The organism is Shimwellia pseudoproteus (assembly GCF_016415625.1).
Classification (GTDB): Bacteria; Pseudomonadota; Gammaproteobacteria; order Enterobacterales; family Enterobacteriaceae; genus Shimwellia; species Shimwellia pseudoproteus.
Genome location: NZ_WBXP01000035.1, coordinates 1 through 20,020 on the forward strand (window position 1 = coordinate 1; position 20,020 = coordinate 20,020).

Below are 20,020 nucleotides of genomic sequence, written 5' to 3' on the forward strand. Positions count from 1 at the left end.
GACGAAAGCAGGTATGCCTGAAAGTGTGCGTATTGCCTGAAAACACAACCCGCTACGGGGGAGACTTACCCGAAATCTGATTTATTCAACAAAGCCGCGGCGGGTTATTAAATAACGTCTGAAACAGGATAATTAGCCGCTGTGTGGTGAAACGCACCAGCACGGCGGCTAACCCGTTAGTACCCGCGCGGCGCGCCCGGGTAGCTAGCCGTCATGATGGTGGTGATGGTGCGGGGCATCCGGGGCGGCCGGGCCGGCGGGCAGGCACTGGAGGTGGCCATTGCGCACCCCGCGCTGGGCGATAACGTCATCAGCAAACTGCTGTACATCGCCCATATTGCCTTTGAGCACCGCGATTTCGAGGCAGTCATCGTGATTAATATGGACATGCAGTGTCGCCACCGACAGGTCATGGTGGCTGTGCTGGGTCTGGATCAGGCGGCTGGCCAGGTCGCGCTTCTCGTGCTCGTAGACATAGGACAATACCGCATAACCAGACTGCTGGTTGTCGGCAACTGCCTCCTGGGCCAGGGTATTGCGCAGGATATCGCGCAGCGCTTCGGAACGGTTGTGATACCCCCGCCGGGCGCTGAGCCCATCGAGGGTGTCCAGTAAATCATCATCAAGGGTAATGGTTATACGCTGCATGGTTCGGTTCCCTACATATCGGTTCAGGCGCTGCCAGCCCGGCGTGGCGGGAATGCGGGCAATACCGCCCGTTGCAGCGCCTGCCCCGCAGCAGACGCAAAGACCACGCCCGTCTGCACCGCCACATCTTCAACAATATGGCCATCACTCATTACCACCACCCGCTGGCAAAAACGCTCCACCAGCCGCAGATCGTGGGTGATAAACAAAAAAGCGATATCACACTGCGTCCGCAGCTGTTTTAGCAGGCGAATAATATCAGCCTGAAGAACTAAATCCAGATTTGATACTGCTTCATCCAGGATCAACAGCCGCGGCGAGACCGCCAGCGCCCGGGCGATGCACACCCGCTGGAGCTGGCCGCCACTGATCTGCGACGGCAGTGCATCCTGTAGGGCCGGGTCCAGCGCCACGGCCCGCAATACCTCGTCGATTCTCGCCTGGCGCTGGGTGCGCCCCAGAGTGGTAAGATGCCGCAGCGGCTCGTCGATAATCTGGCGCAGGGTATGGCGCGGGTTTACCGCGCCGGGGCCATCCTGGAAAACCATCTGTACTTCCCGGGCAAACTGTTTACGCCGGGCGCGGTTCAGCCCGCGCATCCCCTCCCCGCGCCAGGCCACCGTACCACTGCTGGGGGTCTCCAGCCCGGCCAGCAGCCGCGCCAGGGTACTTTTACCGCAGCCACTGCGCCCGAGTAGCGCGAGGGTTTCCCCTTCATGGATAACCAGGTCAAGCTGGTTAAGTACCGTCTGCTGCCCACTCCCCCGGGGGTAACGATGGCTGACACCGCTAACGGTTAATAACGACATTATTCAGACTCCAGTCCATATAGCGCAAGGTGCGCACTGATCAGCCGGCGGGTTACCGGGTGCACCGGGTGGTGAAAGATCTGCCCGACGCTGCCCTGCTCGACAATAACGCCGCACTCCATGACCGCCACATCATCGGCCAGCCGCGCCACCACCCCCATATCATGGGTGACCAGCAGCATCCCCTGGCCGCGGCGGGCAATCATCGCCTCCAGCAGATCGAGGATCTGCGCCTGGACCAGCACGTCCAGATCGGTGGTCGGCTCATCCGCCACAATAAACGGTGCGTCGCTGAGCAGTGCCAGGGCAATCATCATCCGCTGCAACATCCCGCCGCTCATCTCAAACGGGTACTGCTTCAGCAAGGCCCCGGGGTGCGCCAGCCCGACGGCGGCCATCACCGCGGCTACCGACGCCGGATCCGGCGATTTACCGGCCACCCGGCAGGTCTCCCGGGCGTGATCCCACAGGGTGCGCACCGGGTTAAACGCGCTGCGCGGGTTTTGCATAATGGTGGCCACCAGCCGCCCGCGCAGTGCCTCAGGTGTTACCGGTTGCCCGTCAGCCAGCACCTGCCCGGCGCTGGCCCTGACCCCCACAGGCAGCACCCCGAGCGCGGCGGCACAGGTGAGTGACTTTCCGCTGCCGCTACCGCCGACCAGGGCCAATACCCGCCCTTTGGTCACCGTCAGAGAAACCCCGTGCACCAGGGGATGCTGGCTATGCAGCGTGATGTTTTGTAGTTCAAGTTGTCCGATCATCAGTGGCTATGCGCTCTCATTAGGTGCGGGTCCAGATAATCCCGCAGGGCATCCCCGAGGAGGTTAAACGCCATCACGCTGATAAACAGCGCCAGCCCCGGCCAGAGCATTTGCTGGGGCTGGGTCCAGATATACTGGCGGGCATCGTTGATCATCACGCCCCACTCCGGGGTTGGCGCGCTGACCCCGAGGCCGAGGAACGACATCCCCGCCACGTGGAGCATCATATGGCCGATATCCAGGGTAGCCAGCACCAGCAGTGACGGCAGCACCGCCCCGGCCAGATGCTGACAAAAAATGTGCCAGCCCCGGGCGCCGCTCATCCGGGCGGCAAGGATGTACTCCCGCTGGCGCAGGCTGATAACCAGGCTACGTACCATCCGGGCGTACCAGGCCCAGTGAGATAACGCGATGGCGATAATCACATTGGTCAGCCCGGTCCCCAGCACCCCCACCATAAAGAAGGAGAGGATCGATGTCGGGAAGGTCATAAACATATCCGTTACCCGCATCAGGGCCTGATCGACGCGACCGCCGAGCAATCCGGCACAGCCGCCCACCACAATACCGATCCCCAGCACCAGCCACAGGCAGAGAAGGACCGCCCCCAGTGAAATTCGGGTCGCCGCCAGCAGACGTGAGAAGATATCGCGGCCTAAATGGTCGGTGCCCAGCCAGTGTTCGCCGCTGGCTCCGAGCAGCCGCCGGGGCAAGTCAATGGCCAGCGGGTCCCGGGGGAGCCACCACTGGCTGGTCAGCGCCACCAGCAACAGTACGACAATCACGCCGCAGGCCAGGCGTACCGGCCAGCGGCTATGGCGTAGAAAGTGCATCATCGCCCCCCTTCATGATGACGAATACGCGGATCCAGCCAGGCGTTAAGCAGGTCAACCAGCAAATTGCACAACACAAACGCCCCCACCATCAGCAGGGTAAAACACTGGATGACCGGATAGTCGCGGTTAAAAATTGCCGATACCGCATAGCGGCCCACGCCGGGCCAGGCAAAGATACTTTCAATGATCATCGTACCGCCTATCAGCTCGCCAATGTGCATCCCCATGGCGGTGATAATGGGCAACGATGCATTACGCAGAATATGGTCCCGCTCGGTGCGCCGCGGGCTCAGGCCCCGCAGCCGCGCCCAGGTCACGTGGCGCTGCCCGGCCACCTCCAGCATACTGGCGCGCAGCAGCCGGGCATTAATCGCCAGCGACATAAAGGCAATCGAGATAGCCGGTAATACAATGTGCCGCCAGCTACCGTAACCCATGGCCGGTAGCCACTTAAGCTGTACCGCAAACAGCATCACCAGCAGGAACGCCAGCCAGAAATTCGGCATCGATACCCCGAGAAAGGCCACCAGCCGCACCAGATGATCCGGCCAGCGATCCCGGTGACGGGCAGCCCACATCCCCAGCGGCACCGAAATCACCAGGATCAGGGCAAAGGCCACCCCGGCCAGCAACAGGGTCGCCGGGAAGAAATGCAGCATATCGTCCAGTACCGGGCGCTGGGTGGCAAACGAGTGGCCAAAATCAAGCTGTAACGCCCGCCACAGCCAGTGGCCGTACTGCCAGTACAGGGGCTGGTCGAGCCCCAGCATCGCCCGGGTCGACACCAGCATCTCCGGGGTGGGCGGCAGGTTAGACAAGCGCAGATAGTCCATGGCCGGGTCCCCGTGGCCCAGGCGCAACAGCAAAAATATCACAGCCGACGCCGCCAGCAGCAGCGGGATCAGCAACAGTATCCGGCGGATCACAAAACGCAGCATGGTTATTTCGCCAGGGTTATTTGTTCAAAAGGGATCTCGCTGGCCATCGGTGCGAAAGGCACCGGGGCAATTTTTTTGCTGGCCACCGACATCTGCGACACATAGCTGATGGGCAGGTATACCGCATCATTGTGTAAACGGGTCAACACCTCCCGGTACAGGGCCCGGCGGCGTTGCTCATCGGTAGTACTGAGGATGGCGCTGATGCCCGCGTCAATCTGGGGTTTATCCGCCAGGCCACGCTGGGCCTGGTAATCGGCGTGGGACGGCACCCGCATCGAACTCATAAACGCGTGAGGATCATAAGGCGCCCCCCAGGTGCGGGTGAAGATCATCCCGAAGCGGCCATCCCGCTGGCGGGCATAGATACTGCTCTCCTCCTCGCCCACCAGTTTCAGGTCGACCCCCACGGCCCGGGCATTGGCCTGGATAACCTCCGCCATGGATTTGCTCAGCGCATCGGTGCCGATAAACGCCAGCTCGATAACCAGCGGCTGGTGGTCCTTTTCCCGGATAGCCTTACCCGGCACCCGCTGCCACCCGGCCTGGTCCAGCAGGGCGCTGGCTTTATCCGGGTTGTAGTTGCGGGCGGGTAAATTAAGGTTGGCGTAAGGCACGCTGGGGGCAAACAGCGTGTCTGCCGGTTGCTGGGTGTTGTACAGCACGCTGGCAATCAGGGTTTTCTTATCCACCGCGTAGTTGAGCGCCTCCCGCACCGCCAGCAACCGGGTGGCCCCGCGGTTGCTGTTCAGGGCCAGCATCACCGTCTCTACCGGGGCGGATAACCGCACGTTAAATTGCGGGTCGTGGCGCAGGCGTTCCACGGTATCCAGCGGCAGCAGCCCCTCATTGCCATACAGCATATCGACACTGCCGGTTTCCAGCGCCACGGCGCGGCTGGTGGCATCCGGGATGATATTGATCGTTATTTTATCCAGCATTGGTTTGGCTCCCCAGTAATGCGGGTTGCGCACCAGCACATCATCCTGATTAAGCCGCGAGGACTGCACCATCCAGGGGCCAGTGCCGATGGGCTGGCGAATGCCGTGCATCGTGCCCCCCTGCATAAACTGCGACGGCGCAATAAACCGGAATGGCCGGGGCAATGCCAGCTCCTGTAACAGCGGGTAATAGGCGCTCTTTAGTACTATCTCCAGTTGGTTATCGCCAATGGCGTTCACCGCGACAATCTGGTTGACCAGCTCCAGCCAGGCGTGGCGTTTACGGTTGGCCAGTACCGCATCAAAATTGGCTTTCGCGGCCTGGGCGGTGAAGGGCTCACCGCTGGAAAATTGCACCCCGTCCCGCAAGGTAAAGATCCAGGTTTTACCGTCCGCCGAATGGCGCCAGTGGGTCGCCAGCCACGGTATTACGGTGCCGTCGGCCTGATAACGCACCAGCGGCTCATAGACCATGCTCTGGGCAAACATCTGGTTGGGGGTATAGAGGTGCGGGTTGAGTGGGCCAATATTGACCGGCCATGCGGTGGTTAACCCGGTGGCGGATGCCGGTGAGAGCCATAAAGCGGCAGAAAGGCAGAGCAGTGAAAGCAACGTCCGTGGCGATAAATGCGTCATGATTGTCGGTGTGGTAGTTAGAAAAGTATGATGATTCTAAAGATTTATCATACTGGTTTATTGCGTTACATTAATTTTTACCTTTTTCTGGAAAATTTTCTGGTAACCGCCACCCCAAAGCCACCCCGTAACGGATTGTTCAGTGATCAACTTAGTCGCATAATAGCCCCGGCCTCCGCAGGTGCGGGGTTAAGACCCAGCTTTTACTGGTGACTAAAGGAATACGCGATGGAAAGGCGACACTTTCTGAAAGGCGCAGCGGTACTCTCTACGCTCGGGCTGGTGCATCCGGTGATGGCGGAAACAAAAAACCGCCCCGCAGCCCCCCAACCTGCCGTTACCGGTGATGGCAACCGCCGTCGGTTTATCATGACCCAGACCTATAATCTCAAAGCCCCGGCAGGCTCCGAAGGGAAAGTGAACCTCTGGGTACCGGTTCCCGAAAACACCGCCTTTCAGCAGTTGCTGGACCTCAGCTGGAAAGGCAATTTCCAGACCGCGCAGCTTAACGCCAACAACCGCTTTGGTGCCAAAATGCTGTTTGTCAGCTGGCCACACTCTGGCGGCCCGCTGGAGCTCACCGTCGAGATGACCATCGCCACCCAGGACTGGGAAGTGCTGAAAGACAATCAACTGGCGGACTGGGCGCTCCCGGCCGGGGAAGATGCGATGCTCCCCGACGAGATCAAACCCTTCCTCCAGGCCACCCCGCATATTCCGGTGACCGGGCTTGTTAAAGAGACCGCGCTCAATATTATCGGCCATGAAAAAACGCCCCTTAACCAGGCGCGGCTGCTGCATAACTGGGTCAGCACTCATATGCACCGGGACGATAACGTCATCGGCTGTGGCACCGGGGATGTGGGCCAGATCCTTAAAACCCAGACCCTGGGCGGCAAATGCACCGATATCAACTCGGTGTTTGTGGCCCTGTGCCGCGCGGTAGGTATCCCGGCCCGGGAAATGTTCGGTATTCGCCTTGGGGCGACCCGTAAACTGAGCCAGTATTCCAGCAAAGCCTTTGGCAGCGCTGACGATCAGGGGGTGGCAAAAATCAGCGGCGGCCAGCACTGCCGCGCCATGTTCTGGCTGGCCGGCTTCGGCTGGGTTCCGGCAGATCCGGCCGATGTCACCAAATTGCGCCTGACCGAGAAAAAAGACAACAGCGATCCCGGGGTGAAAGCGGTCAACGACTATTTATTCGGTAACTGGGAGATGAACTGGGTGGGCTTCAACCACGCCCGGGACTTTGCCCTCTCTCCCGCGGCACAACAGGGTAACGTCAACAACTTCGGCTACCCCTATGCGGAAGTAGACGGCGATCCGCTAAACTTCTACGATCCTGCCGCGTTCAGTTACGACTATGTCAGCGTCGAACAGCGTTAAGCGCGGGCTGGTTACCCTACTGGCGGCGGTTATCGCCGCCGGTGCTTCAACCCTCTGCTGCGTTGGGCCGCTGCTGTATCTGGTGTTCGGTATCTCGGCGGCGGGGCTCATTGGCGTACCGGCCTTTGACTGGCTGCAAATTCCGATGATTATCCTGTCCGTTGGCCTGATGGCGCGCGGGTTCTGGCGGCTATATCTGGCCCCGAGGCCGGTGTGCGTCAACCTGATCAGCCGCCGGATGCTGGTATGGTTGTACTGGCTATCCGTCCCTCTGGTACTGGCGCTGTTAACCTACCCCTGGGTTCTACCCTGGTTTCTGGAGCGTAACCCATGAGAACGTTACCCATCAAAACATTACTCTGCATGGCGCTAACCCTCCCGGCCCCCCTGCTCCAGGCGGCGGACCGGGAAGTCACAATTGATATCCAGCAGATGACCTGCCCGCTGTGTGTTATCTCGATTAACCAGGCGCTGCGCAGCACGGACGGGGTTATCAAAGCCAAAGCATCGATGAAAACGAAGCAGGCAGAGGTGATTGTGGCAGACAATGTCGACAATCAGCGCTTGCTGGATGCCATCGCGAAAACCGGTTTTCACGGTAGCATTCACCAGCCCTCTCAGCCTGCATCGGCCCACTAATCGCCGCGGCGTCTGATACGTTCTGTTACCTTCGGGGCGGCCGGTGGGCGGCCCCGGATGTCAACATTCTGCTATAGTCACAACACCGATGAAACGAGGCGGCAAGCGCCTTGCAGGAAATCATGACCAGCACATTTACGCTTGACTATCACGGGCAACCGCTGCGCGGGGAGCATACCCCGGGGCAGCGCGGTAATGTCCTGATGATTCACGGCGGTTCTAAAAGCCGCCGGGCGCTGGAAAAATACCAGCATCTCTTTCACCACCTGGCGTTTGGCACCACGGCATTTGACTGCCTGGGCCACGGCGAGAGCGGCGGTACGCTGGAGGACTCCTCCCTGGCCAGCCGCACAGATCAAGCCCGGACAGTGGCCGATTATATCGCCGGTTGCGGGGCGCCGGTCACCGCCTGTATGGGGGTGAGTATGGGGGCCTATAACGCCCTGCAACTGAGTGCCACCCGGCCCCTCAGGGGGCTATTGCTGATGGTACCTGGTGTCTATACCCACACCGCCAGCCGGGTCCCTTTTGGGCCAGAATTTAGTACCCTTATCCGCCAGCCCCGCAGCTGGCAACACAGCGATGCCTGGCAACTGGCATCCTGCTATACCGGTAACCTGCTGGTGGTGGCCGGTGAGCAGGATGATGTTATCCCGGCGGAGATCCCGCCCCGGCTGTACCAGGCGGCGACCCGCGCCAGCCACCGGCAATTGTGGACGGTCCCCGGGGCCGATCACCACAGCATCTGGCAGCAGATAAGCCGGTCGCCGGAACGGGTGCGCCAGGCGCAAGACCGCTTTATCCGCTGCCTGAGCGGCGCGTAACCGGGCCGGTTGTCATCTGTTTGTCATCCCCCCGGGGTATGATGGGAGACTGTTTCTGCGGGCGGCGATTTTCCACCGCCGCCCGCGTTCTGCACCTTAACGATATCGATTAGCAAAGGAGACTGCCTGTGAATACAACCACCTTCCCCGACGTCGGGAATATGACACCTACTATTCATATGATTATTCAACGAGGATCTGATGATCGATATTACTGCAGCACAACTTCCGGCACTCCTTGCCGATAGCAACACCCCGGTACTGCTCGACGTCTGGGCGCCCTGGTGCGCCCCTTGCCTGGCACTGGAACCCTGGCTCCAGCGACTGTCCGGGCGCTATGGCGATCGCCTGACCATTGCCCGTTGCGATGTGGATCAAAATAACGACCTGATTGCAGCCTATGGCCTGCGCGGGGTACCCACCCTGATTGGCTTTGCTGCCGGCCAGGAAATTGCCCGCTGTACCGGGGGCAATGTGGCCCAGCTGCATGCCCTGGTTAATCGCCTGCTCGAAACCCAGACCACCAGTGCCACCGGCGGGGCGTTTAATGGTGACAACGTCACAAAAAGGCAACTGATTGATAAAATTGCCGTTATGCCCGAGGAACAGCTGGCGGAAGCGGTGGCCGCCTGGATGCAGCGACCCGGTGATGTACCGGGGATCCCGGCACGGGTATGGCAACTGATGTTGTTCCTCGCCCAGCAGTATCCGGCTGGCGAAAGTAACGCGGTATTCTGCTCGCTGCTGGAGCAGATAGCCCCGGGGACCGATTTATCTGACACCGGTCGCCGGCTGGTGATCAGTCTGCTGGGCGATACCGCAAGCGGGATCAACGGCCTGTTCAGCCAGCCCCCTGCGGTAGCGCAGTGCTGGCAGGCGCTGGCCGCCCTGCAGCTTAGCCAGCTGCGCGGCTCGCCCGCCGCCGGGGAACAATGGCAGGCGGCACTGGCGCAACATCAGCAGCTACGGGAAGCCAGTGATCTGGCCCTCGTCGGGGCCGCCGACAATCTGGCGCTCTTCACTACCCCGGTTAACAGCAATGACATCACGCTGTTTCTTGAACTGTACCGGCTGGCATCCGATGAGCAGGCGGATATGCTGTACGCCACCTGGCCCGAAGGCGACATTGAAGGATGCAGCCAGGCCATCGGGGCCTGCTTACAGCAGGCGCTGGTCCGGCATACCACCTTGTTGGGTGAAGTACTGGCCGGGGCGCCCTGCCCGCTGCGTTAACTGACCACACCGGCCAGCGTCTGCTGGCCGGTTTTCCCGGTTATGACGGCGCCGCACGATACATTTTGCGGTACACCGAGGGCGTCATCCCCGTCACCTTGCTAAATGCCCGCCGTAAAACATCGCTGCTGCGATAACCGCAGGCGGCGGCCACGCTTTTTGCCGGTAATGGGCCTGTCAGTAGCTCCCGGGCCTTCGCGATACGCGCACCTTCCAGCCATTCCCCACAGCTCATGCCCATTTGCTGTCGGAACAACCGGTTAAGATGGCGGGGGCTGCGCTGAATATGGCTGGCCATATCCTGGATGCCACTCACCTGATGCAGGTTACTCAATACCCAGCGCTGGAGATCCTGCAATGCGCTGCGCCCGGCAACCGATACCCCTTGCTGGCGCATAAAATGCCCCTGGCCCGCCGGACGGCGAAAAAACATCACCAGACGGGCGGCAACGTCCCGGGCCACCTCCTGCCCGACATCCTCTTCAATCAGGCGCAGGGCCAGATCCATACCCGATGTCACCCCGGCGGCGGTGCGCACCGGCCCGTCGGCAACGTATAGTGCGTCGGCATCCACACTGATAGCCGGGAAGCGTGCCGCCAGCTCAGCACAGGCGGCCCAGTGGGTAGTCACCCGTCGCTGGTCCAGCGGGCCGGCAACATCCAGTAACTGCACCCCCGGCACCGCCAGGATCACAATGTTATGTGGCATTTCGCTCTCCGGTGTCCGTAATCATCGCAATGTCCTTAATCATCTTTATAAGTCAATTTAAGACATTTTAAATTTCTTTTAGCATCACTGCCAGACATCACGCGTACTCATCACGACAAAGGAGAGACACCATGAGCCTGACCATCAATAGCATTCGTATCCCCGATTCCCGGATGGCAAAAGATGCCACTGCCCTGATCCGGGATACCGAGTCAGAGTTACTGTTTAACCATTCCAGCCGGGTCTACTGGTGGGCGGCACTGGCGGGCCAGCAGCGGAATGTCAGCGTCGATCATGAATTACTGTACATCGGCTGTATGTTCCACGACATGGGGCTAACCCACGAACATTGCAGTTGTGATAAGCGCTTTGAAGTTGACGGCGCCAACGCCGCCCGGACCTTTTTACAACACTACGGGATAACCCAGACGGATATTGACAAAGTCTGGACCGCCATCGCCCTGCATACCACGCCGGGCATCCCGGAGTTTATGGCCCCGGAGATTGCCCTGGTCACTGCGGGGGTTGAAATGGACGTGCTGGGTAGGGGATACCCGTCTTATGATGATGCCACCCGGGAGGCAGTGGTCGCACAGTATCCACGCCCGGCAGACTTTAAGGAGCAGATTATCCAAACATTTTATGATGGTATTAAAAGCAAGCCGCAAACTACTTTTGGTAATGTGAAAGCCGATGTATTACAGGATAAAGACCCGGCATTTCGTCCGTTTAATTTCTGCACCATTATTCGCCAGTCCCGCTGGCCGGGCTGATTATATTCCGCTAAATAAATCATACCGTTAAATAATAATGGCGCTGCATAATACGGTGAGCGCAACGCCATTTTTATTTGCGCAAAACCAATAACCATAATAACATGGCGTGTAAAAATGTATTTATGTCATTTTTATGACAGCGCGGACCTTGTTACGTCAAATAGCGCCATTTAACCCGAAAATTAAATATTCCCAAAACACAATCAAATAACAGATTGCCTATTAACTGTTTTACTGCACAAATAAATAAGGACTCATTGATAAATGATGGAATCATAGAAATGAAAAAAACAGTTATTGCGGCGGCAATGCTTTCTGCGCCACTGGCCTTTCCTGCCCTGGCGGACACGCTTTTTACCCCCCAAAATGTCACCGGCGGGCTCAACGTCGGCACACTGAGCGGTGAGACCAAAGAACGGGTCTACGCACCGGACGAAGGCGGACGCAAGTTAAGCCAGCTTAACTGGAAATACAAAAACGCCGCCGTTCTTAAAGGCCATATTGACTGGGATCTGATGCCCTGGGTCACCCTTGGCGCCTCGGGCTGGACCACGTTCGCCAGCAAAGGCAGCCATATGGACGATTACGACTGGCTGAATGCGAACCAGAAAGACTGGACCGATCACAGTAGCCACCCCAACACCACCCTTAGCTACGCTAACCAGTTCGATCTTAACGCCAAAGGCTGGTTTATTACCCAGCCAGACTGGCGACTGGGGGTAATGGCGGGTTATCAGGAGAGCCGTTACAGCTTCTATGCTAAGGGCGGGCATCATAATTATGCTAATGGCACGGACGTCGGCGATTTCCCCGCCGGGCTTAAGGTTATCGGTTACCAGCAGCATTATAAAATGCCCTACATTGGGTTAACCGGTAATTATCGTTATGAAAAAATAGAAGCCAGCGCCACATTTAAATACAGCCCCTGGGCACGTGCCTCAGACACCGATAAGCACTACCTCCGTGACATGACCTTCCATGAAAAAACACGCCATCAGGATTTCTATTCACTGGAAGGTAATGTCGGTTACTGGCTGACAGATCATGCCAAAATATATATTGATGCCGCATGGAGCCGGGTCGAAAATAAAAAAGGCAGCCAGATGTATTATGACGGCATTAACGATACCGTCGGCGGCAGCAGTAAAGCCAGCGGGATAGAAAATTATAACTTTATCACCAGTGTCGGGCTGGATTATCGCTTCTGAGAACCGCCGTGGCGGTTATGCCGGTCAGCGCCCTTTACTGCCGGTGGCGCCGGGCCGGTGCACACCCAGCAGATAGTTTTGTAACCAGCGCCCGGCTTTCCCCGGCGGCAGGCGGCGATTCCACAACACATCCGTGGACAGCGCCCGCGGCCAGCCGGGTAACCGGAGCGGGACCAGTGCCCCGGGCCGGGCAAACTCGTTGACCAGCGCACAGGGTAAAGCGCACCACCCCAGCCCCTGCACCGCCATACTCAGCAGCAACAGATAATTAGGTGCCGACCATCCCGGCCCCCGACCGGGCTTTCCGCCGCGGGCAAGAAAGGTGTTCAGCCGCAGCTCACGCCAGGCGTGCAGCTGGTCATAGGCCAGATCCCGGCAGCTGGCCAGCGGGTGACCGGCCGCCACATAAATACCCATATGGGTCTGCTCCGGCAGCCGGTTATGGCCAATATCCCCGGGGTACACTTCCCGGGATTCAATCAGCCCCAGCTGGGCGCGGCCCTTTTGCAACAGATCCAGCACATCTTCATTTTCACCGATCAGGCATTCAAATTCCGTATGGGGAAACGCCTGGTCAAATCCCGCCAACAGGCCTTCCAGCACTTCCGGGTTGAGGGTATCAGAGAGCACAAAAGCGAGCCGGGGCTCGGTCTCTTCCGCCAGGGACACTGCCAGCGCATCCAGCCGCTCACCGGCGGCGAGGATCGCCTGCACATAACTCAACACCTGCTGGCCCTGCTCCGTCAACACCGGTTGCCTGGCGGAACGATCAAACAGCGTCACCCCAAGGTCGGACTCCAGGTTGGCAATGGCGGTACTGATGGTGGACTGGCTCTTATGCAGCCGCCGGGCGGCGGCAGAAAACGAGCCGCAGGCGACAGATTCAACAAAGGCAGTGAGGGCTTCCGGGGAGTAACGCATGATGTATCGCTTTTATCGATGGTTTCTAACTTTAGAATATCAGCTGAATAGATAAAATCGTAGCCCTTGTTCGCCAGATACCACACCAGCACAACAGAGGTTATGCCAGATGTCCCACCAGAAAACCGAAAAACGCACCCTTCCGGAACGGGTATTTCACGCCGTCTGCTTCGAGGGGGTTGCCACCGCTATCCTCGCCCCGACCACGGCCTGGCTACTGCATCGTCATGTGCTGGAAATGGGGGGATTAACCCTGTTACTGGCCACTGCCGCGATGATCTGGAACATTATCTACAACCTGATTTTTGACCGCTTATGGCCAGTCAGCAGGGTGGTCCGCCGCGCGAAAGTGCGCATTCTCCATGCCCTGGGGTTTGAAGGTGGGTTTATTATCATCGGGGTGTCGATTGCCGCCGCTTACCTTGGCATCACCCTGCCCGCGGCGTTTATGCTGGAGATTGGCTTAATCCTGTTCTTCCTGCCGTATACCGTACTTTATAACTGGGTTTACGATAAGCTGCGCGCCAGAATCATCAAACCGCGCTATCTGCCGGTTGAGCCGTGATAAAAAAGCCCGGCAGTGCCGGGCTTAGCAACGGTGATGGTTCCGATCAGAAGCTGATATTCGCCGTCAGACCGCCGACAAAGGCGTCGTTAACTTCGCTGACCGCACCCGGGGAAGCAATATATTGCAGGTTCGGGCGCAGCGACATCCAGTTAGTGACATGGACGTCGTAATAAATTTCATAGTTCCATTCGGCCCCGGACTGGATCGGTAAATACGCCGGGTTATCGTAGTCGTGAATGCCGTGTTCGTTATTCTCAGTACGCAGCATTTTGGTGTAGTCCGAGTTGATATGAATACGGGCAACCCCGAAACCTATCTCATCTTTTGGCCGGGCATCAAACGGCCCCTTCCAGGTTAACGCAATGGCCTGGTAATTATCGGTTTTCGAGGTTTTATGGTCGTTCATTACCGCCTGAACGGTGACCCCCAGCCCGCGATCCACCGATCCCCCCTGGGTGGTCAACTGTTGCTGCGCCAACAGATAGCCGCCGTAGGAGTGCACATCGTCATTACTGTAGGCGCCGTTATGATAAGAGCTGTATTGCGGATCTTTGGTTGAGGAGTAATAAAAGCCTAACCGGTAGTTCCCCGGCAAGCCCTCTGCCCCCAGCTTCGGCTGCCAGCCCAGTTCCACCGGGACCAGGTTGCCTTCTGTCGGGCTAAATTCGAAACGGAAACCGTCACCGCGATCGTAGTTGTACGGGTTCTGGTTATAGATCCCCACCTGGAGGAACCATTCCGGGGTGAAATTCAGCTTCACCCTCGCCCCCCACTGGGAGACTGGCCAGTTATACCAGTGATCACCGCGCCAGTTACCCGCCTGGCCGCTACCAAAGGCCAGGTTCTGGAACTTACTGTCGAAGTTATCAAAATCTTCACCCACCGTCAGACGGCCCGCTTTAATATCCAGCGCATCGTCGAAGAACCCTTTACGTAACCACATTTGGGTCAGGCGCCAGGTCTGGCCACGGCCATACACTTCCTGAACCGAAGAGACCATGCCGGTACGTTTATCCGCCACGTGGTCGGACAAGTTCTGCCCGTCACGGTTGGTGATGGTCAGCTGGAATTCCGCATCATTCCAGTCGAGCAGTTTTTGCAGATCGAGATTAACGCCAAATGCCTGTTGATCGGCATAACGCGCAGTTGTTGACGTGTTATACCCGCCCGCCAGGTTTGAGGCCGCTTCCATGGTGTAATTCACCTGGAATTTAACCCCGTCTTTTTCTAAATCGGTACGCAGGCCACCCCAGTCACCGAACATATAGGGGGAGTCGTAGCTGAAGGCATCAGCCGCGAAAACCTGTGAAGAACCTAACGCCAGTGTCAGCGCGCTAAGTGCCAAAGTACGCCCCGGTTTATTTGCCACTGCTAATAATCTTTTCATAATTAATTATTCTTTTGAATTAAGGGGAGCATCCATTTTATGAAAACATTTTATGTAGCAATTGTACAAATGTGCTATTTCCTGTTGATTTTTTTACAATAAAATCCCAAAAAATAATCATTGATCACAGAAAAACATAATCAGCCCAGAGATGGATAATTTTTATGAACAATTTCCACAATTATATTATTGGAACAATCATAAATTTCGCCCCGTTAATATTACTGCGGTGTTTCATCTAATGACAAAATATTACAAAGGAAAAATTTGTTCATATTATGCACCTCGGTAATTCCTCTCTCAAGGCCTCCTGAATAGTCATTATCTGATTCGCTATTTATTAGTTGTTTATTGATTGTTTATTGACCCAATATAATTGGCCAGATGGTATTCCCGCTGCGCGGTGGGCTAAGCAGGCTGGAGAGCGCTTGTGAGGAAAAGAGTGAGCGGTATGGTGATAACCAGGGGCACCGGGGCCCCTGATGTATTTCTGTCGCGCGCTGGCCGTTATAATGCTGGTGGAAAATCAATCATTACTCGCCACCCTGACTCGCCACCCTGGCGCCAGTGGCGCAACGGCGGCGGCCTTTGATCACCCCAAGATGGGCCAGTTGGGTGCGCAACGCCTGGCGGCTGATCCCCAGTAAGGCCGCCGCATGGCTTTGATTACCGCCTTCATGCTCCATCGCCGCCTCAATTAACCTGCGCACCACCCGTTCGTAAAGCTGGGGCGGCGGGGACTGAAGCTGGCGGCGCAGCCAGCCGGTAAATTCATCCACTGACGGCTCCATCACCGGGGCGGGTAGCGCCGACAAGGGCCACAGGTCAGCGCTGTCGATTTCCCCGTTCTGGTTCATCAGCACTGCCCGGTGCAGGGTATTTTCCAGCTCACGCACATTGCCCGGCCACGCATAATCCAGCAGCCGCTGCCTGGCCGGGGCCGACAAACGCACCGTGGGCCGCCCGAACCGCTGACCATAAAGGCGCAGAAAATGGTCGGCCAGCGGCAGAATATCTTGCCGGCGCTGGCGCAGGGCGGGCACCGACAGCGTGGCAATATTCAGCCGGTGGTAGAGATCCTCCCGAAAGCGCCGCCCGGCAATGGCCTGGCGTAAATCCACGTGGGTGGCCGCTATCACCCGGACATCAATTTTACGCGGAGAGCGGGAGCCCACCCGGGTAATCTCCCGCTCCTGAAGCACGCGCAGTAATTTAACTTGCAGGGTGAGGCTCAGCTCGCCAATTTCATCCAGCAGCAGCGTGCCGCCGCTGGCCGCCTCAAACCAGCCCGGCATCCCCTGCTGGGCGCCGGTATAGGCCCCTTTCTCATGGCCGAATAGCTCCGCTTCTGCCAGGCTCTCACTGAGGGCGCCGCAATTAAGCGCCAGGAAGGGGCCATGGCGCCGCGGGCTGTGCTGGTGCAGATAGCGGGCCATCACCTCTTTACCGGTCCCGGTCTCACCACACAATAAAACCGTGGCTTCGGTGGGTGCCAGTTGATCCAGCAGGCGCTGGCAGGCCAGCGAGGCCGGATCAATAAGGGGAACATCATCACGCTGTTGGGTCACTGCAACTGAATCCGGGTGAAACATAACCGCCTCCGGCTGATAATTTCCTGCAACTTACCTTGTTACCAGAGTGTTAACCAGTGGGGGGCTTGCGGCATTTCCCACAGTCAGCGTGCAGCTACTGCGGCATATGCAACAGCCGCCGACGGCAGACATTATTTTAACCCATTGTTTTATATTGTTTTTGTTGTCATCATCACTCTGGCACGAATTTCGCAATCGCCATATAACCAAAACAAAAATCAATTAAGACAAATTACGCAAATCGTTATATGGGAAATCGCTAATGGCCGCAGATAAACAGCATATTGCCATTGTCGGCGGGGGGTTCACCGGGGCCGCCGTGGCCATCCACCTCGCCCAGTTTCATAACCCGCAATGGCGCATCACCTTACTCGAACCCCGGGATAACCCAGGGGCTGGCGTGGCCTACTCTACCCGTCATCCGGTCCACCGTATTAATGTCCCCGCCGCGCGAATGCAGCTCGCCGGGCGGCCCGATGGGGATTTTGACCGCTGGTACCGCCAGCAGTCGGCCTTTGCCCGTGACCCCGCCGCCCTGCGCCCGGATGGCGCGGTCTACCCCCAGCGCGGGCAATTTGGCGAGTATGTCAGCCAGCAGTTTGCCGCCGCCCAGGCCAGCAGCGGTGGCACACTGGCGCATCTGCGCCAGCGGGCAACCGGATGGGATAACGGGGTGATTATTACTGAAGATGGCACCCGGATAACGGCGGATCTGGTTATCCTGGCCGCCAGCCACCCGCCACCGGCACTGCCTGCCGACCTCGCCCCCGTGGCCGGATACCCGGCGTTAATCGCCAACCCCTGGGCGGGGGATTTATCACGCATCCCTCCTGATGCCAGGGTCACCATTATGGGAACCGGGCTGACCATGGCCGATGTAGCCGCCGCCCTGGCCGGGGCCGGTCACCGGGGCCCGGTGCTGGCATTTTCACGCCACGGTTTGTTATCCCAGCCTAATGCCAGCGCCACCGGGGAGCCCTGGACCGGGGATTACGCCCGGGGCTCCCTGCGCCAGCAGTTACAGCGCATCCGCCAGGATGTGCGCCGGGCCGCCGGGCGTAATCTGGCCTGGCAGAGCGTACTTGATACGGTACGCCAGCAGGGCCAGCAATTCTGGCAGCAGCTCAGCCCCGCCGATCGCCAGCGCTTTTTACGCCATGTGCGCCGCTACTGGGATATTCACCGTTACCGCATCGCCCCCCAGGTGGCGGATGCGCTGGACACCCTGCGCGAGCGCGATATTTTGCAAATAGCGGCGGCGCGGCTTATCCGGGTGGCCCCGCAGAGAGCGGGCCTGGCGCTGACGTTACAGCCCCGCCACGGGGCGGAAACCACCCGGCTGACGGATTATCTGATCCTGACCACCGGCCCCGATCACCGCCGGTTAATCCCCAGCCAGCCGTTCCTTGCGGCGCTGGCGCATCAGGGGGTTATCCGCGCCGATCCGCTCGGGCTGGGGCTGGACGTTGACGATGGCTCCCGGGCCATTTCCCGATCCGGCATCAGCCAGCCCCGGCTGCTGGTGGCCGGGCCTGCGGCCCGGGGCCAATTTGGTGAGCTGATGGGGCTCCCCCAGGTGGCCGATCATGCGGCGCAACTGGCCCGTCAGGCGAGTGAGATCCTCGGCTGTCGCGCGCCCAGCCCCACGCGCTGAGATAGCCAACAACGCTTTCAACAACATAACAACAGCGCGGCGTAGAGCCGTCGCGCGCTGGAGATATGCTATGCCGTCACAACGTGAAATCCGTCTTAATGCTTTCGACATGAACTGTGTCGGGCACCAGTCCCCCGGCCTGTGGACCCACCCCCGGGACCGCTCCTGGCAATATAAAGACCTTGATTACTGGGTCGATCTGGCGCGCTTACTGGAGCGCGGCAAATTTGACGGGTTATTTATTGCCGATGTGCTGGGGATCTATGATGTTTTCAACAACAGCGGTGAGGCGGCCATCCGCCAGGCCGCCCAGGTCCCGGTAAACGATCCGCTGGCGCTGGTCACCCCGATGGCGCTGGTCACCGAACATCTTGGTTTTGGTTTGGCCGCGTCGCTCTCCTTCGAGCACCCCTACCCGTTTGCCCGCCGCTTATCAACCCTGGATCACCTGACCAAAGGCCGGGTGGGCTGGAATATTGTCACCTCTTATCTGGAGAGCGGCGCCCGTAATATTGGCCAGCAGGCCCAGACCGATCACGATGCGCGCTATGACTATGCGGACGAGTACCTTGAGGTTATCTACAAATTACTGGAAGGGAGCTGGGAGGACGGCGCGGTACTGCGCGACAGGCAGCGCAAAATCTTCAGCGACCCGGACAAAATTCACCCGATTAACCACCAGGGCACCTTCTTTAATGTCCCGGGGATCCACCTGTGTGAGCCTTCGCCCCAGCGGACCCCGGTGCTTTATCAGGCTGGCGCTTCCAGCCGCGGCAAACAATTTGCCGCCCAGCATGCGGAGTGCGTTTTCGTGGCGGCCCCGTCAAAAACCCTGCTGAAAAAGACCGTGGCCGATATTCGCCGTCGTACCGCAGAGGCCGGGCGCGATCCCCACAGTGTGTTAATTTTTAACCTGCACACGGTGATAACCGGTGAGTCCGACCGGGCAGCCCAGGCAAAATGGCAAGACTATAAGTCCTATGTCAGCTACGAGGGCGCCATGGCGCTACTGTGCGGCTGGACCGGTATTGATTTGGGCACATACGCCCCGGATCAGGTGTTAACCTACCAGCGGACCAACGCCATCCAGTCCGTGCTGGAGGCGTTCTCCAGCGCGGAGCCGGGCCGGGAGTGGACAGTACAAGGGCTGGCGGAATGGGTGGGGCTTGGCGGCTTTGGCCCGCTACTGGTCGGCGGGCCGCAGACCGTGGCTGACGAGTTACAATCCTGGGTTGAAGAGACCGATATCGACGGCTTTAACCTTGCTTATGCGGTCAGCCACGAGAGCTTTAGTGATGTGGTGGAGTGGCTGGTACCGGAGCTGCAAAAACGCGGGGTCTATAAGCAGGATTATCAGCCGGGCACCCTGCGCGAGAAGCTGTTTGCCGCCGGCCCGCGGCTCCAGGCCCCTCACCCGGGCGCCGGTTATCGCCGCACCGGCAGCGGCCTGCTGGTCCCGCACCAGGAAGCAGTACAGTAACGCGTCTGCCCGCGCTACCGTATTCTCCCTGAATTAACCGGCACGGTTTACTACCGTGCCGGGTTATTTTTATT

The 20,020-nt window shown here is 58.7% G+C and carries 19 protein-coding genes and 1 pseudogene; 10 read left to right on the forward strand and 10 right to left on the reverse strand.

Translation table 11 applies throughout. From position 1 onward, the window contains the following. Positions 1-204: 204 nt before the first annotated feature. Genes nikR through nikA form a run of 6 tightly spaced genes read right to left on the reverse strand, consistent with a single transcriptional unit; the run spans position 205 to position 5,569 of the window. Entirely contained in the window at positions 205-648 is a 444-nt protein-coding gene (gene nikR, locus F9C28_RS14370) for a nickel-responsive transcriptional regulator NikR (protein ID WP_199016043.1), read from the reverse strand. A 23-nt stretch (positions 649-671) separates the two neighbouring features. Then, positions 672-1,457: a nickel import ATP-binding protein NikE gene (gene nikE / locus F9C28_RS14375; RefSeq protein ID WP_199016044.1), complete on the reverse strand. Its 786-nt coding sequence runs from the start codon at positions 1,455-1,457 to the stop codon at positions 672-674. After that, on the reverse strand, positions 1,457-2,218 hold the full coding sequence (locus F9C28_RS14380) for a nickel import ATP-binding protein NikD (RefSeq protein ID WP_199016045.1): 762 nt from the start codon (positions 2,216-2,218) through the stop codon (positions 1,457-1,459). The genes nikE and F9C28_RS14380 overlap by 1 nt, the downstream gene beginning before the upstream one ends. Continuing rightward, complete coding sequence (gene nikC, locus F9C28_RS14385; RefSeq protein WP_199016076.1) at positions 2,218-3,051, reverse strand: nickel ABC transporter permease subunit NikC; 834 nt, start codon at positions 3,049-3,051, stop codon at positions 2,218-2,220. Before nikC ends, F9C28_RS14380 begins: the two co-directional genes overlap by 1 nt. Continuing rightward, positions 3,051-3,992 carry a nickel ABC transporter permease subunit NikB gene (gene nikB / locus F9C28_RS14390; protein ID WP_199016046.1) on the reverse strand — a complete coding sequence of 314 codons (942 nt, stop codon included), beginning with the start codon at positions 3,990-3,992 and terminating at the stop codon, positions 3,051-3,053. Before nikB ends, nikC begins: the two co-directional genes overlap by 1 nt. Positions 3,993-3,994: 2 nt before the next feature. Further along, complete coding sequence (nikA, locus tag F9C28_RS14395) at positions 3,995-5,569, reverse strand: nickel ABC transporter substrate-binding protein (protein WP_199016047.1); 1,575 nt, start codon at positions 5,567-5,569, stop codon at positions 3,995-3,997. A 228-nt stretch (positions 5,570-5,797) separates the two neighbouring features. Here nikA and F9C28_RS14400 point away from each other — a divergent pair, with 228 nt between their 5' ends. The 5 genes from F9C28_RS14400 (at position 5,798) to F9C28_RS14420 (ending at position 9,651) form a co-directional block, all read left to right on the forward strand. Then, complete coding sequence (locus F9C28_RS14400) at positions 5,798-6,955, forward strand: transglutaminase-like domain-containing protein (protein WP_199016048.1); 1,158 nt, start codon at positions 5,798-5,800, stop codon at positions 6,953-6,955. Beyond that, positions 6,933-7,289: a hypothetical protein gene (locus F9C28_RS14405; RefSeq protein WP_199016049.1), complete on the forward strand. Its 357-nt coding sequence runs from the start codon at positions 6,933-6,935 to the stop codon at positions 7,287-7,289. The genes F9C28_RS14400 and F9C28_RS14405 overlap by 23 nt, the downstream gene beginning before the upstream one ends. Next, positions 7,286-7,594 carry a heavy-metal-associated domain-containing protein gene (locus tag F9C28_RS14410; RefSeq protein WP_233149094.1) on the forward strand — a complete coding sequence of 103 codons (309 nt, stop codon included), beginning with the start codon at positions 7,286-7,288 and terminating at the stop codon, positions 7,592-7,594. Before F9C28_RS14405 ends, F9C28_RS14410 begins: the two co-directional genes overlap by 4 nt. Positions 7,595-7,716: 122 nt before the next feature. After that, positions 7,717-8,418, forward strand: a complete 702-nt coding sequence (locus F9C28_RS14415; RefSeq protein ID WP_199016050.1) for an alpha/beta hydrolase — start codon at positions 7,717-7,719, stop codon at positions 8,416-8,418. 201 nt (positions 8,419-8,619) lie between these two features. Next, positions 8,620-9,651 carry a thioredoxin family protein gene (locus F9C28_RS14420; protein WP_199016051.1) on the forward strand — a complete coding sequence of 344 codons (1,032 nt, stop codon included), beginning with the start codon at positions 8,620-8,622 and terminating at the stop codon, positions 9,649-9,651. Between the two features lie 40 nt (positions 9,652-9,691). Here the strand turns inward: F9C28_RS14420 and F9C28_RS14425 are convergent, their stop codons facing one another. Further along, positions 9,692-10,360 carry a GlxA family transcriptional regulator gene (locus tag F9C28_RS14425; RefSeq protein WP_199016052.1) on the reverse strand — a complete coding sequence of 223 codons (669 nt, stop codon included), beginning with the start codon at positions 10,358-10,360 and terminating at the stop codon, positions 9,692-9,694. A 131-nt stretch (positions 10,361-10,491) separates the two neighbouring features. On the opposite strand from F9C28_RS14425, the gene F9C28_RS14430 reads away from it, so the two are divergent. Then, positions 10,492-11,133: an HD domain-containing protein gene (locus F9C28_RS14430; RefSeq protein WP_199016053.1), complete on the forward strand. Its 642-nt coding sequence runs from the start codon at positions 10,492-10,494 to the stop codon at positions 11,131-11,133. A 284-nt stretch (positions 11,134-11,417) separates the two neighbouring features. After that, positions 11,418-12,344 (forward strand): omptin family outer membrane protease, encoded by a 927-nt coding sequence (locus F9C28_RS14435; protein ID WP_199016054.1) that lies wholly within the window; start codon positions 11,418-11,420, stop codon positions 12,342-12,344. A gap of 24 nt (positions 12,345-12,368) precedes the next feature. Here F9C28_RS14435 and F9C28_RS14440 read toward each other — a convergent pair whose 3' ends face one another. Continuing rightward, positions 12,369-13,265, reverse strand: a complete 897-nt coding sequence (locus F9C28_RS14440) for a LysR family transcriptional regulator (RefSeq protein ID WP_199016055.1) — start codon at positions 13,263-13,265, stop codon at positions 12,369-12,371. A gap of 109 nt (positions 13,266-13,374) precedes the next feature. On the opposite strand from F9C28_RS14440, the gene F9C28_RS14445 reads away from it, so the two are divergent. After that, a complete protein-coding gene (locus F9C28_RS14445) occupies positions 13,375-13,830 on the forward strand; it encodes a multidrug/biocide efflux PACE transporter (RefSeq protein ID WP_199016056.1) in 456 nt (151 codons plus the stop codon). Between the two features lie 46 nt (positions 13,831-13,876). Here the strand turns inward: F9C28_RS14445 and F9C28_RS14450 are convergent, their stop codons facing one another. Continuing rightward, positions 13,877-15,220 (reverse strand): carbohydrate porin, encoded by a 1,344-nt coding sequence (locus F9C28_RS14450; RefSeq protein ID WP_199016057.1) that lies wholly within the window; start codon positions 15,218-15,220, stop codon positions 13,877-13,879. A gap of 575 nt (positions 15,221-15,795) precedes the next feature. Continuing rightward, positions 15,796-16,812: pseudogene (locus F9C28_RS14455) on the reverse strand (sigma-54 interaction domain-containing protein); the annotation flags it as partial. Between the two features lie 262 nt (positions 16,813-17,074). On the opposite strand from F9C28_RS14455, the gene F9C28_RS14460 reads away from it, so the two are divergent. Further along, positions 17,075-18,466 (forward strand): FAD/NAD(P)-binding protein, encoded by a 1,392-nt coding sequence (locus F9C28_RS14460; RefSeq protein ID WP_199016059.1) that lies wholly within the window; start codon positions 17,075-17,077, stop codon positions 18,464-18,466. A 70-nt stretch (positions 18,467-18,536) separates the two neighbouring features. Continuing rightward, on the forward strand, positions 18,537-19,946 hold the full coding sequence (locus F9C28_RS14465; protein ID WP_199016060.1) for an LLM class flavin-dependent oxidoreductase: 1,410 nt from the start codon (positions 18,537-18,539) through the stop codon (positions 19,944-19,946). The last annotated feature ends 74 nt before the right edge of the window (positions 19,947-20,020 follow it).

What these genes read in the sequence shown, in the direction of transcription:
- nikA (WP_199016047.1), bottom strand. Translation starts at nt 5,569, where the DNA reads ATGACGCATTTATCGCCACGGACGTTGCTTTCACTGCTCTGCCTTTCT.
- F9C28_RS14410 (WP_233149094.1), top strand. Translation starts at nt 7,286, where the DNA reads ATGAGAACGTTACCCATCAAAACATTACTCTGCATGGCGCTAACCCTC.
- nikB (WP_199016046.1), bottom strand. Translation starts at nt 3,992, where the DNA reads ATGCTGCGTTTTGTGATCCGCCGGATACTGTTGCTGATCCCGCTGCTG.
- F9C28_RS14465 (WP_199016060.1), top strand. Translation starts at nt 18,537, where the DNA reads ATGCCGTCACAACGTGAAATCCGTCTTAATGCTTTCGACATGAACTGT.
- F9C28_RS14440 (WP_199016055.1), bottom strand. Translation starts at nt 13,265, where the DNA reads ATGCGTTACTCCCCGGAAGCCCTCACTGCCTTTGTTGAATCTGTCGCC.
- F9C28_RS14430 (WP_199016053.1), top strand. Translation starts at nt 10,492, where the DNA reads ATGAGCCTGACCATCAATAGCATTCGTATCCCCGATTCCCGGATGGCA.
- F9C28_RS14420 (WP_199016051.1), top strand. Translation starts at nt 8,620, where the DNA reads ATGATCGATATTACTGCAGCACAACTTCCGGCACTCCTTGCCGATAGC.
- F9C28_RS14380 (WP_199016045.1), bottom strand. Translation starts at nt 2,218, where the DNA reads ATGATCGGACAACTTGAACTACAAAACATCACGCTGCATAGCCAGCAT.
- nikE (WP_199016044.1), bottom strand. Translation starts at nt 1,457, where the DNA reads ATGTCGTTATTAACCGTTAGCGGTGTCAGCCATCGTTACCCCCGGGGG.
- F9C28_RS14400 (WP_199016048.1), top strand. Translation starts at nt 5,798, where the DNA reads ATGGAAAGGCGACACTTTCTGAAAGGCGCAGCGGTACTCTCTACGCTC.
- F9C28_RS14415 (WP_199016050.1), top strand. Translation starts at nt 7,717, where the DNA reads ATGACCAGCACATTTACGCTTGACTATCACGGGCAACCGCTGCGCGGG.
- F9C28_RS14405 (WP_199016049.1), top strand. Translation starts at nt 6,933, where the DNA reads ATGTCAGCGTCGAACAGCGTTAAGCGCGGGCTGGTTACCCTACTGGCG.
- F9C28_RS14425 (WP_199016052.1), bottom strand. Translation starts at nt 10,360, where the DNA reads ATGCCACATAACATTGTGATCCTGGCGGTGCCGGGGGTGCAGTTACTG.
- F9C28_RS14460 (WP_199016059.1), top strand. Translation starts at nt 17,075, where the DNA reads ATGGCCGCAGATAAACAGCATATTGCCATTGTCGGCGGGGGGTTCACC.
- nikR (WP_199016043.1), bottom strand. Translation starts at nt 648, where the DNA reads ATGCAGCGTATAACCATTACCCTTGATGATGATTTACTGGACACCCTC.
- F9C28_RS14450 (WP_199016057.1), bottom strand. Translation starts at nt 15,220, where the DNA reads ATGAAAAGATTATTAGCAGTGGCAAATAAACCGGGGCGTACTTTGGCA.
- nikC (WP_199016076.1), bottom strand. Translation starts at nt 3,051, where the DNA reads ATGCACTTTCTACGCCATAGCCGCTGGCCGGTACGCCTGGCCTGCGGC.
- F9C28_RS14445 (WP_199016056.1), top strand. Translation starts at nt 13,375, where the DNA reads ATGTCCCACCAGAAAACCGAAAAACGCACCCTTCCGGAACGGGTATTT.
- F9C28_RS14435 (WP_199016054.1), top strand. Translation starts at nt 11,418, where the DNA reads ATGAAAAAAACAGTTATTGCGGCGGCAATGCTTTCTGCGCCACTGGCC.